Annotated in this window: 7 protein-coding genes and 1 pseudogene; 1 reads left to right on the forward strand and 7 read right to left on the reverse strand. The window is 48.1% G+C overall.

Annotation, left to right across the window (positions count from 1 at the left end; all coding sequences use genetic code 11):
* Nucleotides 1-55: 55 nt before the first annotated feature.
* Nucleotides 56-1,885 (forward strand): heparinase II/III domain-containing protein, encoded by a 1,830-nt coding sequence (locus H8S65_RS13690; protein ID WP_186930494.1) that lies wholly within the window; start codon nucleotides 56-58, stop codon nucleotides 1,883-1,885.
* Nucleotides 1,886-1,971: 86 nt separating this feature from the next.
* On the opposite strand, the gene H8S65_RS13695 is transcribed toward H8S65_RS13690, so the two are convergent.
* From H8S65_RS13695 to H8S65_RS21400, 7 genes and pseudogenes are all read right to left on the reverse strand, one after another.
* The gene (locus H8S65_RS13695) at nucleotides 1,972-3,720 is read right to left on the reverse strand and encodes an O-antigen ligase family protein (RefSeq protein ID WP_255489228.1); all 1,749 of its coding nucleotides are present in this window, start codon (nucleotides 3,718-3,720) and stop codon (nucleotides 1,972-1,974) included.
* Between the two features lie 402 nt (nucleotides 3,721-4,122).
* The gene (locus tag H8S65_RS13700) at nucleotides 4,123-7,395 is read right to left on the reverse strand and encodes an efflux RND transporter permease subunit (RefSeq protein WP_186930496.1); all 3,273 of its coding nucleotides are present in this window, start codon (nucleotides 7,393-7,395) and stop codon (nucleotides 4,123-4,125) included.
* 168 nt (nucleotides 7,396-7,563) lie between these two features.
* On the reverse strand, nucleotides 7,564-9,153 hold the full coding sequence (locus H8S65_RS13705) for a TolC family protein (RefSeq protein WP_255489229.1): 1,590 nt from the start codon (nucleotides 9,151-9,153) through the stop codon (nucleotides 7,564-7,566).
* Nucleotides 9,125-9,580, reverse strand: a complete 456-nt coding sequence (tnpA, locus tag H8S65_RS13710) for an IS200/IS605 family transposase (RefSeq protein ID WP_186930497.1) — start codon at nucleotides 9,578-9,580, stop codon at nucleotides 9,125-9,127. Before tnpA ends, H8S65_RS13705 begins: the two co-directional genes overlap by 29 nt.
* A 156-nt stretch (nucleotides 9,581-9,736) precedes the next feature.
* Nucleotides 9,737-12,868: an efflux RND transporter permease subunit gene (locus tag H8S65_RS13715; protein WP_186930498.1), complete on the reverse strand. Its 3,132-nt coding sequence runs from the start codon at nucleotides 12,866-12,868 to the stop codon at nucleotides 9,737-9,739.
* A gap of 26 nt (nucleotides 12,869-12,894) precedes the next feature.
* On the reverse strand, nucleotides 12,895-13,959 hold the full coding sequence (locus H8S65_RS13720; protein ID WP_186930499.1) for an efflux RND transporter periplasmic adaptor subunit: 1,065 nt from the start codon (nucleotides 13,957-13,959) through the stop codon (nucleotides 12,895-12,897).
* A gap of 68 nt (nucleotides 13,960-14,027) precedes the next feature.
* A pseudogene (locus tag H8S65_RS21400) lies at nucleotides 14,028-14,198 on the reverse strand (O-antigen ligase family protein); the annotation flags it as partial.

The raw sequence follows: 14,198 nt of genomic DNA on the forward strand, positions 1-14,198 counted from the left end.
CGCAGTCGTTCCGATTTTCTATCTTTACTGCGTTAATTCATTAATTCTGACAGATATGAATAAGGTGCTTTATCTCATTTTTACTTGCCTCCTTTTGTGTGCCGGCACACATCTTGCCGCCCAGACTTTCGATTATAACCGGGTGATCGGCCATCCCCGCCTGCTGATGAAGCAGGGGGAGGAGCAGAAAATACGGGAAAGCCTGAAAGATAACCCCGAAATGCAGCGCGTCTATAAGCAGATTGCCGGTGAAGCCGACCGGTTGCTGGTCTGCCCGACACTGACGTATAAGAAAGAGGGACGCCGTCTGCTGGCTGTCTCCCGTGAAGCGTTGAAGCGTATTTTCGACCTTTCGTTCGTCTACCGGATGACCGGCGAAGATAAGTACCGCTTGCGTGCCGAGCAGGAGATGGTGTCTGTCTGCTCGTTCGGCGACTGGAACCCGTCTCATTTTCTGGATGTCGGCGAGATGACGATGGCGGTTGCGATCGGCTATGACTGGCTGTTCGATAAGCTGTCTCCGGAGACAAAGAGATTAGTACGTGAATCGATTCTTCAGAAAGGTTTCGCCCCGTCGAACGACGAACAATATAACTGGTTCCTGAAAGCGGAAAATAACTGGAACCAGGTTTGCAATACCGGGTTGGTATATGGAGCCCTTGCCCTTTTGGACTCGGACGCCAAGGAAGCGGCTGCCGTCATTGAACGGGCTATGTCGTCTGTTCCCCTGTCGATGCAAGTGTATGCTCCCGACGGCAACTATCCGGAGGGCTATAATTACTGGGGGTACGGGACGAGTTTCAATGTGATGCTGATCGCCGCTCTGGAATCGGCCCTCGGTTCGGACGGTGGGTTGAGTGCAGCAGAAGGCTTTATGCCGTCAGCCCGGTTCATGCAGTATATGGCAGGGACGACCGGTCTTGCCTTTAATTTCAGTGATGCACGCGAAACGACTCAATCTTTCCCGGCCATGTTCTGGTATGCATCCAAATTGAACGATCCCTCTTTGCTCTGGAACGAAAAAATATTCCTGACACGCGAGGATACGCATTTTACTGCGGAAGAAGAACGTTTCCTGCCGATCATCCTGATCTATGGTTCCCGCTTCGATATGAAAGAAGTGACGCCGCCAGCCTCGAAAATCTGGACCGGACATGGTAAAGTGCCTGTAGCCCTGATCCGTACCGGATGGCGTAAGGGAGAAGGTTTTTATGCCGGGATAAAAGGAGGAACGGCTTCGGCCAACCACGCCCATATGGATGCCGGCTCGTTCGTGTTCGAAGCTTTGGGAGTACGCTGGGCGCAGGACTTGGGGATGCAGGAGTATTATTCGCTGGAAAAAGAGGGGGTACGCCTGTGGAACGGTGATCAGGACGGGCAACGTTGGGATGTCTTCCGCTATAATAACTTTGTGCATAATACATTGACGGTGAACGGCGAGAAACACCAGGTAAAAGGAACGGTTCCGATCCTCGCCACCTATACGAAAGATGCGCGGTTGGGGGCCAGCCTGGATATGACTTCCCTGTTCGGCGGTAATCTGAAAAAAGCGACACGCGAGGTCGTGCTTGTGAAGGAGCAATATTTGCAGGTGACGGATCAGGTGCAGGCTGCCGGTAAACCGGCTTCTGTCCGGTGGACGATGGTCACATCCGCTATTCCTAAGCAGATCGATTCCCATACGATGGAGTTGACGAAAGAAGGTAAGAAATTACATGTGATTATCGACAGTCCTTCGGCTACCGCCTTTTCAGTGGTCGATAATATCCCGTCTCACAGCTACGATGCTCCGAATCCCGGTTCTGTCCGGATTGTTTTTGATGCCGATGTGAAGGCCGGTCGGAAGGAAACATTGAAAGTGCGTCTGGTTCCGGTTATGGAATAATATATAAATATATAATATGTACCGATATGCCGGGTCATGACAATACCGGTGAATGGGCATATCGGTATGCTATCAATTTTTATTTGTTACTTGCCGAAATCCCGGTTTCTGATGATTTGCAGGATCTCCTCCTTCATCTCTTTCGTTATGTTGTTTTGTGTACTTGGCAGGAAAGCGAGAAACCTTTTGGCTGCCTCATGGAATTTGTCCGGATGGGAAAAGGAAGGGTCCGCATATAGTTTGGCAAGCAGGAAATAGGTATATCCGTGCTCCGGCAGGATACGGCTGACTTCCAGCAGGTGACTTTCGGCTTTCCGGTATTGCTTGATCGCCTCCTCGTTTTCCGCAATTGCGTAGTACAGTTTGGGGTTTGCACTTAGTTTTAAAGCCCTGTCCAGCCATTTGATGGCAATATCGTGCTGTCCGGTTTTACAGAAACATTCCGCTCCCTCGTATAGAAAATCTGGGCGGTGGTATAACCGGACAAACAGACCGGCATACCGGCTGGCTGCTTGTTCATACGCTTGGTTGTGATATAATTTCTGGAGTGTCTTCCATTCTTTATATGTATAATAGATATCTTTCTGCCCATAGAAAAGAATGCAGGTGAGAACGGCAGCGATGGCGCTGATATACGGGATGCTTCTCTGTATCCGTTGTTTGTCATGCTTTGGATTGGTCACGCATATGACAGTCAGGAATAAGAGCAGAACCCAATAGGTCGGGAGTTGAAGCGGATAGGAATAGAGGGCGAAGATTCCGAGAGCCAGAATTCCGCCGGAAGCTCCTATCTGTCTGTGCTTGATTCCGTAATAGAGGGAGAATGCCAGCCAGAAAATAAAGAGCAACAAGCCCGTAATACCTAACTCAAGTCCGATTTGCAGATATTCGTTATACGCATATCGGGGACAGATTGCGGTTTGCTTTTCCTTTGAAGAGGCGATATCGGTTCCGAAATAAGCAGATTGCTCCTTTGCGTATGTGGCAGGAAAACCACCTATACCTGTGCCAGTTATCGGGTGTTCCATGATAGCCTGGGTCGTGATATTCCAGATCAAAAGTCGGCGGTCTCCTGCCTGGGCTTTTTGGATATTTCCGGCCAGGATGATTGCTGCGACGATTACAAACAGGATAATTGAAGAGATGGCAAACAGTTTGATATGCTGCTGTATGGTTTCTTTCGTCTGTTTCCACCCGATCATCCTCGTCCAGCAAACCCAGATCCCGGAAAGGATGGCGGCAATCCATACGGGCTGGTTGATTTTGAATAGCAAGGCGGTAATAATCAACACCGCTCCGAGGATAGAGAAATAAAACAGGAAAGTGCGGGATTCCCACAAAGCGATCTTATCGCAATTCTTAAAACGGAGTAACGTATTCAGGCAGATCGGGAAAATGACCGCGATATAGCCGTAGAAAGGTTCCGGTTTCAGCGATATTTCAAGCAACTTGAAAACCGGATGGGTGATGGGCGTAGGATCGATGGTATGGCTGATCCCCCAAATGGCCGGAACGATCCCGGTGAATATGATGATCGTAATGAAAAACGGCCGTAATTCCTGATGCGCCTGTAAAGCGCCTCTGAGCATAAACCAGAGGGCGACCAACTGGGCAATGAAAAGAAAACGTTCCGGTTGAAGATTCTCGTCTTTGTCGTAAGAAACCAATACGATACCGAATAGGAGCAGCAATAAGGCATCCGGCAATGAAAAGATAAAACGGCTTTTCTTTGTTGTAAATTCCATAAGTAGAACTCCACCGGCTAACAATAGAGATGTGAAATGAAACCAGCAAACTTTTCCGGACAATGTACCGTCTGCTAATTCCGGATTCATGGTGAAGATTATACACAATAGTAACATTCCACTCGTTGCGAGTAAAAGTAATCTCAGATAACTAAAAAAATTATTCATAATTATATTTATTAAAATGTGAAAAAAAACTCTGCATTCTGTGGGTTGAGAGGCAGAGACCTTCTCACAGCTTATCTGTCAGGCATTGCCAAATATATGACAAAGAAATGGACCGATGCAAGTATACCCTATTTAAACAGAAAGAGAAGCCTGTGTGTTTTCCTTTTGGAAGGAAAGATTTGAACGGGCCTAAAAAGGTCGCAAAAGTAAATTTTGCTTTATTGAAGAGCAGATGTTAGAGTTGACATTTTGTTGACAATGTACAAATGACGGGCATACAAATGTTCTGACGACAAACGATGATCCTTATTTAGGATATGAAAATTAAGGTTTATGGTGTTTTTTCAATGTGAAAAGAGGAAGATAGAGGAAGATTCCTAATATGGACATAGCGAGTCCGCCGATGGTTCCGGCGGCCAGCGGGAACCAAAACGCTTCCTTATCCGGGCCTAACATGAACGGTATAAAACCTAAGATGGTCGAAACGACTGTTAGGAAAATAGGCGTGATTTTTGCATTCCAGGCTTTCAGATAGGCTTTGTAGGGCGACATCAGCGGTTTGCGTTGCCGGATTTGGTTATATTCATTCAAAATATAGATACTTGCGTTAACGGTTATACCGCACAACAGGACGAAAGAGGCAAATCCTCCCTGGTCGAAATTCAGTTTGAACCAATAGAACGTGAGGAATACGCCAATGTAGGAGATCGGTATCACGAAGATAACGGCCAGCGGCTGTTTCAGCGAATTGAACAGGATACTGGTAGTAAAGAAGATAATGACGATGATCAGCAATAACAAAAGGTATTGTTTGTTGTCTTTTTTATCCCAGTACCAGTAAGCGCTTTCCGATTTGGCTGTATAGCCCATCGGCAGTATGGCATTGATTTCCTTCAGGTCGCGTTCCTGTATCTTGTTCCCCTGGTTGGAAGCGCCGATATACTCGTACTGCAGGCAGAGGCGGTATTGCTGGTTTACTTTGGCTACTTTTTGCGGCATTTGTCCTTTCTCGACAGTTGCCAGCTCTGCCAATTTGTAAGGCTTGCCGGCGATGGTCTGAGGCACGTATTGCATGCTCCATACGTCGTATTCATGCGACTGGCGGGAGGAAAGCTTCAGTTTCTCCGTCTCCTCGTTCACCACAATCGTTCCGGTATAGATATCTTTTCCGAAAACAGGATTCAAGGAAGCGAACAATTCGATCGGTTGTATGTCCTCCTGCGCCAGCCGGGCTTTGTTCAGGTTGAAGTAGAATTCCTGGTAATCGTCTTTCCACCAGGAGAATTCCGAGTTGATCAGCACCTCCTTGATGCGGCGATGGGTGAGCAACTTGGCTTTCAGCCGTTCGGCCCATTCGTACAGTTCATCGTAGTTATAACCATACATCTCGATACGGAAAGAGCCGGCGCCTTCCCGTACGTCGTTGCTGAACCCCTGGTCTTGCAGGCCGTAAACTTGCCAGCTTCCCCCCCCTAATTCGAGGGCTTTGCTGATGATCTTGCTTTTCAGGCTATACGGGAAACCGCTTCGTTCACTCTCCTTCGTGAAGTAGATGCGGATACCAGCCTGGCGCGCGCTATAGACGTTGGTCTGGAACTGCCGTATTTCTTTGAAGGTGCTCAGGTAGGCTTCCATCCGGCCCATCAGGTTGTTCATTTGTGACAGGGTCGTCCCGTTCGGCAGCGATGCGCTGACTGACAAGACCGTCTCTTCGTTGCGAGTGAAATAACTGCCTTCATAGACTTTCTGGACGAATAGGCGCAAGGTCCCGCCCAATGCCTTGTCTACAATGGGTTTGATCTTTTCCTTGTATGTCTCGTTGGCGGCAAATTTATTATATTTCTCGATCAGCATGGAATCTGTTGCCGTGTAGACCTTCTTTTTATCTTTGGTGTCGTATTCGATTTTCTCAGGTAAAAGGAAAACCGGAATGCCGAATGCCAACAATAAAATGAAGCAAGCCAGTTTCTTCCATCCGCAAAGGAAATTGATCTGTCCTTGATAGTACCGGTTATAATAGACCGGAAAGCGTTTGAGGAAACGGTTGGCCCTTTTTCTGATCCAATCCATCCGTATGTTTCGTGTTTCTGCTTTGGCCGTTTTCTGTTTCCCCTTCTTTTTCCATTCCAACCCCATTTTGTCGATCAAAGCCGGAACCAGGAAAAGGGCGATCATCAGGGATACGCCCAGATTGATTATGACGACAGCCGCGAAATCCTGCAGATTGAGGCGTATCTTTTCATCCAGGAAGAAGATTATGACAAGCGCTCCCATTGTCGTCAAGGTTGCTGTCAGTATGGACAGGATTGCTTTCCGGTTATGCCGGTTCCGGATATGTTCCGTCATGACAATCGTGTTGTCGATCACGAGGCTGAGCGAGATCGTGACGCCAGCCAGCGAATAAAGCTGCATTTCCAGTCCTAACAGATAGTAAAGAATGACAGCAATGCAGAGGTTGATCGAAAGGCTGATGACGATCAGCCACAGATATTTTAGCTCGCGTGTGATCAGCAAGACAAAAATCAGCAGGATCAGGACCGTAAGTCCCGTACGGATATAGATCTTGTTCAGCTCGTCCTGGATAAATTCGGTCGCGTCATAGCTGGTGTGTATTTCATAACCGGCCGGAAGCAAGGTCCGGATATGCTCCATTTCCGCTTTTACCTGTTTGGCAAGTTCGAGCTGGTTGGCTGTCTCTTCGGCACGGATGGACAGATAGATGGAGTTCAACCCGTTGATACGGTAATAACTCCGGGGCGCCTCTTCCTGGCGGGTGACTTTCAGCAGTTGGTCCAGGCGGATCAGCTTGCCGTCTTTGTTCAGGACGGTGATGAGCGACGGGTTGAATCCGTCTTTTTCATTTTCCGGAACCAGGGCGAGACGTATCCACTGGCTGCTTTGCCCGCCTTTGCGCGAAGTGGCCAACTGGGTTTCCACATTCCCGGTCCCTAAAAATTCTTTTTGATAATACTGGCTGATCGCTTTCTGTATATCCGGGATGCCGATACCTAACGTCGCCAGTTGGCGGCTGTCATATTCCAGTCGCCATTCCATCGGGGTGGCGCCGCTGACATCGATGCGGTGGATGCCGGGAATCCCGCTTAGGCGGGGTTTTATCTGGTCTTCGGCAAAGCGTTGTATGAAGATGGGAGTGGCTGCCGCATTCAGCGTGTAGCTCATGAAAGGGCGTGCTTCCTTGTCGTCAGGCCTGCTCATTTCCAGTACCGGATAGCTCAGTCCGTCCGGCAGGCTGGGCCATGTCTGGCGGATGATGGTAGACGCTTCGAAACGGGCGGCGTCGATATTGGTATGCTTGTCCAGTTCGAGCGTGACATATCCCCATCCGTTGCCGGAAGTGGAATTGATCTCCTTGATCCCCTTGATACGTGCCAGCATCGCTTCAAGGCGCGAGGTCACCTCCATCTCTATCACGCGTGCCGAGTTGCTCGGCATGTTATAGCTGATGGTCAGCTGTGGCAGCGTGCGCGACGGCGACAGCTTGATCGGCAGTAGCGGTATAAAGGCGATTCCCGCCAGCGCCACGCAAAGGAATGTGACGATGATGGTGAAAGAGGATATTTTAGGAGATGCACTCATTATTCATTCTTTTTATAATCTGTTTCGATGGTTTGAAGTTGCAACACCTGTCGTTACCGAGGCTTAACGCCTCCCGTTGCCACTCGGTAATGATTGCCGTTACCGTTCGGTAACGACTGTCGCTGCCGAGGCGTAAGGATATGCGTTACCGAAGCGTAACGACTGCCGTTACAAACCATTTTTATAATCGAATTCGTTCGAAAGGGAAATCCCCGTTTCGAAGTCATGCAACGTCAGTTTGCGTATCTTGTAATAACTCAGCCAGTAGTTCTGCAAAGCCAAAATATAGTTCCGCTGCGCCTCCTGCTGGCGGTTCAGCGAAAGGGTGAGGCTGTTGATATCCGCCTTTCCGATCATGAAGCGCTGCTTGGTTTCGCTGTAGGCTGTCTCTGCCAGGTCTACCGCTTCTTCGGCGCTCCCGATCAGGGCTTGCTGGATATTGAAGTCGCCGACCGTCATAATCACATCTTCTTCGACCGTCAACTCTTTTTGTTTGGCGGATGTTTCCGTGACAAGCAGGTTATTCTTGGCGATATTATGTTTTCCTTTTCGTACGCCCCAGTCCACCAACGGGATCGAAACGGACAAAGAGACGATTTCCTGCTGTTGCAGATTCTTGTAGGCATCCTGTATATTCTTGGACACCTGGTTGAACCCGACACTGGCATTGATCTGCGCGTTGAACATCGCCTCTTTCTTGGTTTTATCTACCTGCTGCCGGGCTTCTAATATTTGCTGGCGCAGGTCCAGGAAAGTCGGGTTATTTTCGCGCGCCAGTTCGAGCGCTTTGTCGACCGAGATTTCCATATTGCGCGGGCGGCTTGGGAGGCGCAAGCGTATTTCCGTGTTCTTGTCGAAGTTCAGGTAAGAGGCGAGGCTGAACATGGCACGTTTCAGGGCGATTTCCGCATTCTTCAATGTGTTGCGTGCGTTCACGGCATCTAATTTCAGTGTCAGCAAGTCCGCCTGGCTGATAGAAGCGATCTTATGCCGTTCCTGCCCTGTCCGGTATAGCGTGTCGGTCGTGGCGACATTTTCCTTGGCCAGGTCGTATTCCACCTGTGCCATTGCCAAGGCGAAGAAATAGGTCGTCGCCTGCTCGCTCATCTGCTCTACATTATATAATAGTTCTTTCTTGACCTTCTCGTATTTCAGCGGCTCGATTTTCCGTTCCCACTTAAAGGCGTTATACCCCAACAGGTTTTGCTGGTAACCAAGACGGATCGGGACTGATGAGAACTGGTTATACGTTTCGTCACCGAAATAGCGCATATAATCCAGGTCCGTATCCAGATAGAACGTACCGCCCAAGAGGTCGAAATTCTGTTCGATCTCCAATTGTCCGCCCGCATAGAACCGTTGTTGCTTTCTATAAACATCGATGTCCTTTTCCGAGTCATACCGTTGGGTGAAATATCGCTGGTATTGCGCCGGTGTCAGATTCAAGGTCAGGCTCGGCAGACGTCCGGCCTTATAGGTCCGGTACTCCCAGTATCCGGCCAGGTACATGTTCTTGTACCGGAAAGCGTCCAGCGAACTGTCCGCCGCCAACGTTATTGTCCGGTCCAGTGTCAGGGTGAGTTGCGCTTTTCCTGAGGATATGCATAAAAACAATAATAGGATGATAGCATAGATGCCCTGTAGGGGCGTTGCATGATAGCCCCAGGTTTTAACCTGGGGTTGGTTATTACCATCTTTATTTATAAGCCCTGTAAGGGCTTTGCAGTTCTTATCCTTGTGTAAAATAGTTTTCATCATATTGATCTATTTTATATAGTTTACAAAAATGAGCAACCTCTTCTGTAAAGGTGAATTTCTCATGGTGTTTTTCTTGATTTAATATGTATTTTTTTGTTGCTTCTATAATGGATTCACTGACAGAAAAGGCAGCGTATCCTCCTTGCCAAGCGAATTTGTGTATTCCGTTTTCTTTCATCCATACTGATGAACGACCTTTTAGAGTATGTATAACATCCGATAAGGATTTGTTTTTAGACAGGCAGAATAATATATGAATATGATCTTTCATCCCTCCAATATAATGAAATGTTGATGCTGTATCACTTTTTAAAATACCTGCCATATAAGCATAAAGTTTGTTTTTCCACTCGGCAGTAATAAATGGATATCTGTCTTTGGTGGAAAACACCAAGTGGATGTATATTCTAACCAGTGATTGTGACATATATTTATATTTGTTATTAGCTGCACCCTTACAGGGTGCCAAACATGGATTGCATTTGTACACCCAGGTTAAAACCTGGGGCTATAATGCTATGCGCCTACAGCGCATCCCTTGTTGCTAAATTTATGTTATAACTTCTCTCATTATAGCCTACTTTCAATTTTCAATTGTTTTTACATCGTGTTTGCGGTAAATAAACCAATATACTAACGGTATGACGAAAAGGCTGACTGCCGTACCGATCAGCATGGCCGATATCATGGCGATGGAGAGCGGTTTTTGCAGTTCGCTACCCATATCGAATGTGAAAAGTAGCGGAACCATTCCGAATATTGTCGTTAATGATGTCATAATGATCGGACGCAGGCGCCGCCGTCCGGCCTCATGTATCGCTTCCATAAGCGGGGCCCCCTCTTTGCGGAGTTCGTTGATGGCATCTAACTTCAGGATGGAGTCGTTGATGATGATACCGCAGGTCACGACGATACCGATGGCGCTCATCAGGTTCATCGTATGGCCGCATATCCACAACACCAGCAAGGAGGCTGCTACGTCGATCGGTATTTCAAGCAATACTATGAGCGGTTGCAGGAAACTTTCGAACTGGGCTGCCAGGATGAAATACATCAGCAGGATCGAAATGAACAAAATCACGACCAGTTCGTTCAGCATCTGCCGGTTGGAGAAGAAGCTGCCTGAGAAATCGATATCCCAGGCGGTATCGACCTCTTTTTTCACATCTTCCATCAACTGTTCGGGATTGTTTACATCGTAGAAACTGAACGGGATGTATTCCCCGTTCTTTCCCGCCGTGATCGTTTTCAGATCCTCTCCCGGAGTGACGCGCACCAGCGATTGCAGCGGGATATATCGTACGTTGCCTTCCGTATCGGGAACTGTGTTCACCAATGTTTTCTGCAAGACTTCGTTTACCGTTTGTTCCTCACCGGCCAATGCAATCGGCAGATATTGCTGGTAGGAGCGGAGCGTCGCCACTTCATTTTCTTTGAAAGCCGTTTTCAACAACCGGTATACTTCGCTGTAGTCGACGTTATAAAGCAGAAGTTTCTGCCTGTCTATCGTGATGTTCAACTGGTTGTCGAAGGTGACGCCGACAGGCGTCAAGCCGGTTTTCGCCTCTATTTGCTGCTCTATCTTATGCAGAACCGAGGCTTCCGGCGCTTCGGTTTTATTGCGGGCGTACAATTCGGCGACAATGTCGGCTTCACCTGTCACAAACAGCTTTTCGAATACTGTTTCGGGAGGCGAGAAGGAGATCACGGCCATCGGATAATGCGTTCTGATCCATTTCTCCACCGATTTTTGCAAAGGAGCGATTCCGTCCGGTTTTTCTGTCTTGAAATACAGTTCGCTTTCGGATACCGACATTTCGCGGTCCCGGTTCAACAGGAATTGCTGCTGGCCGACATAGGCCGTGTGTTCCTTCGTCTGGTCGTCGACCGATGAGAATAACCGGTTGATACGGGTTTGGTTTTCGTCAATATGTATATTTTCGTTCCATTCCACATGGGCGATCAGTTCGTTCTGGTCGATCTCCGGCATACGGCTTTTCGGTATTTCGTAGAACAGAAAGGCGCAAAGCGGGAGCGTAACGGCAATGAAAATCAGATTTGCCGTTTTATGGCGGAATACGAAATCCACTCCGGCATCATAGAAACGGTCCAGTGTATGTTCTTTCACCAGATTGTTGATTCGCATATTGAACCCCTTGTGTTTGATGTCCGGAATGCTGTATACCAGTTTGTAAAGTACCGGCAGCAGCATGATTCCCGTGAAATAGGAAACCATCAGCCCGACAGTAACGGCAAAAGCCTGGTCGAAGAAGATCGCTCCTGCTATTCCGCTCATGAACACCAGCGGGACAAACACCGCAATCGTCGTAAAGGTGGAACTCAGCATCGGGGTGATTACCTCGGTCGTCCCTTTGTTGCAAGCCTCTTCCAGCGAATCCCCGCGCGCCCTGTATTGCGTGATGTTCTCCGTTACGATGATCGAACTGTCGATCATCATCCCCAAAGCTAAGATCAGCCCGGAGATAGAGATGATATTCAGCGACATCTTGCAGAGATAGAAAAACAGAAAGCTGATGATCAGACTCACTACCATACTTAACCCGATTACAGCCGGGCTCTTGATATCCCCTAAGAAAAGGATGGCGACGATACAGATGAAAAGGAAACCCAACGACAGGTTCTGTTTCAGGTTCGAGATTGTATAATCCAGCAGTTCCGTCTGGTTGCGGCTGATGCTGAAATCGATGTCCGGATAGACGGAAGCAAAGTAATCCGTCACTTCTGCCAATGCCTCTTTCATGTTATCCATATTCTCGTCCGCCTGTTTGATCACAGCCAGTGTCACTGCCCGTTTCCCGTTAGAGAGGGAAGCCCCGGTTTCTTTCTCCGGTACGACCGAAATCCGTGCTAAGTCTTTTAATTGGAAAATATGATTGTTTTTCCGGATATATATATTTTCGACGTCCTCAGGCGTACGCAGCAGTGTCGAGAATTTGATGTTATATTCGTAATAACCGTCACGTACGGTCATGCTACCCGGTTCGATATTGTTAGAAGTCAGCGCAGCTTCCAGATCATCGAGTGTGATCTCCGACATTTTCAGCAACTTCATGTCCGGAACAATCTGTAATTGCCGTTTCAGCACTCCCGTCACATCTACCATCGCCACTTCGGGCAACTGTTCGATCCGGCGTTTGATAACCGTTTCGGCAAACTGGCAAAGGTCGAGGAAAGCGGATTCGCTTTCCAGTTGAGAGTTGAAAGTTGAAAGTTGAAAGTTATCTGGTTCTTTACTTTCTCCTTTCCCCTTTCCTCCTTCCCCTTTCAGGGTGAGATTCAGGCAGAATACGGGAATATCGGTGGCACTGGCTTTGATTACCCGTGGGCGTTCTACTTCACGCGGCAGGTAGTTCATCGCTGCGTCTATCTTCTCGTTGACTTCGATAAAAGCCAGGTCCGTATTTGTCCCGAAATCGAAGTTTAGGCGTATGATGGCAGCACCGTCGCGTGTTTCACTGTGGATGTCGCGCAAACTGGCAACCTGCATCAGTTGCTGGCGGATGGTTTTTACTACCGTGTTTTCCAGTTCGCGTGCCGAAGTATTCTGGCCGGACACCTGTATAGTGATCTCCGGGATTGCAATATCAGGCAGCAACGACACCGGAATAGTGAAGTAGGTAACCAATCCCACGATAAAGCAAGCCGTAAAAGCCATCAATACCGCGATAGGGCGTTGTAGTAGAAACTTAATCATGAATTAGAATTATGATTTTTCAATTTTCAATTATTAATTACCTTGACCGGTGCTTCGTGAGCCAGGTTGATGTTACCGCTCGTGATCACGATATCCCCTTCTTTCAATCCGTCGACGATCGTGTAGCTGTCAGCATTTTCCAAACCAGTATGTACATAGTTCCAGTATGCTTTATCTTCCGTTAATGTGAATACGACCTGTTTGCCGGAACGGAGTACGACGGCACTCTTGGGAACGACCAACTGCTTACCCAGCGAACGGTGGATGCTCACGCGTACATTCATACCTTCGAACAACTTGCCTTTATCGTTTACGGCAGCTTTCACCTGTACCATCCCGTCTTTGTCTACCAACGGGTTTATTTCGGATATACGGCCGTCAGCCATGACGTCGGACAAGGCAAAGGGGGCTACCTCTACACGGTCGCCCGTTTTGATAAGCGGCAATTCGCTTTCCAAAACCGTGAAAGCGGCTTCCAATGTACGGGTATCGATAATGGAGCAGAAAACATCCGAGGTCGAAGCCGTGTTGAATTGTTTGGCGAACAGGTTTGCGACGATACCGTCGAAAGGAGCGGTCAGGACAGCGTTGCGTTGCTCGTAATCGGCAAGCTGCCATGAGATCAACGCCTGGTCATATCCGCTTTTCACCTTGACCAACTGCATGGTTGCGGGCGGTACTTTCGTTGAGTCTTCCAGTTTGTAACCCTGTCCGATCAGTACGTCCTGCAATTCCAGCTTGGCGCGTTCGAGTGCATCTTTAGCTTGCGCCGTCTTGTTGGCAAGGCGGAAGGTGGAGAGTTCCGCGAGTTTTTGCCCTTTTGTCACGCGGTCGCCGTTCTTCACATAGATTTTGGCGATCGGTTCTGCCGATTCGAATTTCAGGTCGACAAAGTTCCGGGCAGACAGTTTGCCGTTACTGATCAGTTCGTGGTTGAAATCAGTAGTATTCAGCTTCATCACCGTCACCTCGTTTGTCTCATCCGGCAGAACGGTTTCTACGCTTTCTTCGGAACCATTCTCTTTCTTTTCACCGGAGCAAGCCATCATCCCGGCCAGAATCAGTATAGCAAACAATTTGTAGTATTTCATATTTTATTGTTTTTATCAAAGTCGTTTCGCAAATATACAAACATATTTTAGTTACGAGCCTTTCGTAATTATTTTTTTTCTAATATCTTTTTTATTTCTGTTCTCATTTCCCGGATAGCGGAGCTTTCGACCTTCGGTTCTTTGGTCAGCACAGCTCCGGCGGCAGCCCGGAATTTATCCGCCTGATAGAATGCCGGCTCTGCGTATAGCTTGGCTAACAGATAGTAAGGATACAGCCT

It is taken from the genome of Parabacteroides hominis, from assembly GCF_014287585.1.
Taxonomy (GTDB): Bacteria; Bacteroidota; Bacteroidia; order Bacteroidales; family Tannerellaceae; genus Parabacteroides; species Parabacteroides hominis.

Coding starts and splice junctions, on each gene's coding strand:
- tnpA (WP_186930497.1), bottom strand. CDS start 9,580: ATGTCACAATCACTGGTTAGAATATACATCCACTTGGTGTTTTCCACC.
- H8S65_RS13720 (WP_186930499.1), bottom strand. CDS start 13,959: ATGAAATACTACAAATTGTTTGCTATACTGATTCTGGCCGGGATGATG.
- H8S65_RS13690 (WP_186930494.1), top strand. CDS start 56: ATGAATAAGGTGCTTTATCTCATTTTTACTTGCCTCCTTTTGTGTGCC.
- H8S65_RS13700 (WP_186930496.1), bottom strand. CDS start 7,395: ATGAGTGCATCTCCTAAAATATCCTCTTTCACCATCATCGTCACATTC.
- H8S65_RS13705 (WP_255489229.1), bottom strand. CDS start 9,153: ATGATGAAAACTATTTTACACAAGGATAAGAACTGCAAAGCCCTTACA.
- H8S65_RS13695 (WP_255489228.1), bottom strand. CDS start 3,720: ATGAATCCGGAATTAGCAGACGGTACATTGTCCGGAAAAGTTTGCTGG.
- H8S65_RS13715 (WP_186930498.1), bottom strand. CDS start 12,868: ATGATTAAGTTTCTACTACAACGCCCTATCGCGGTATTGATGGCTTTT.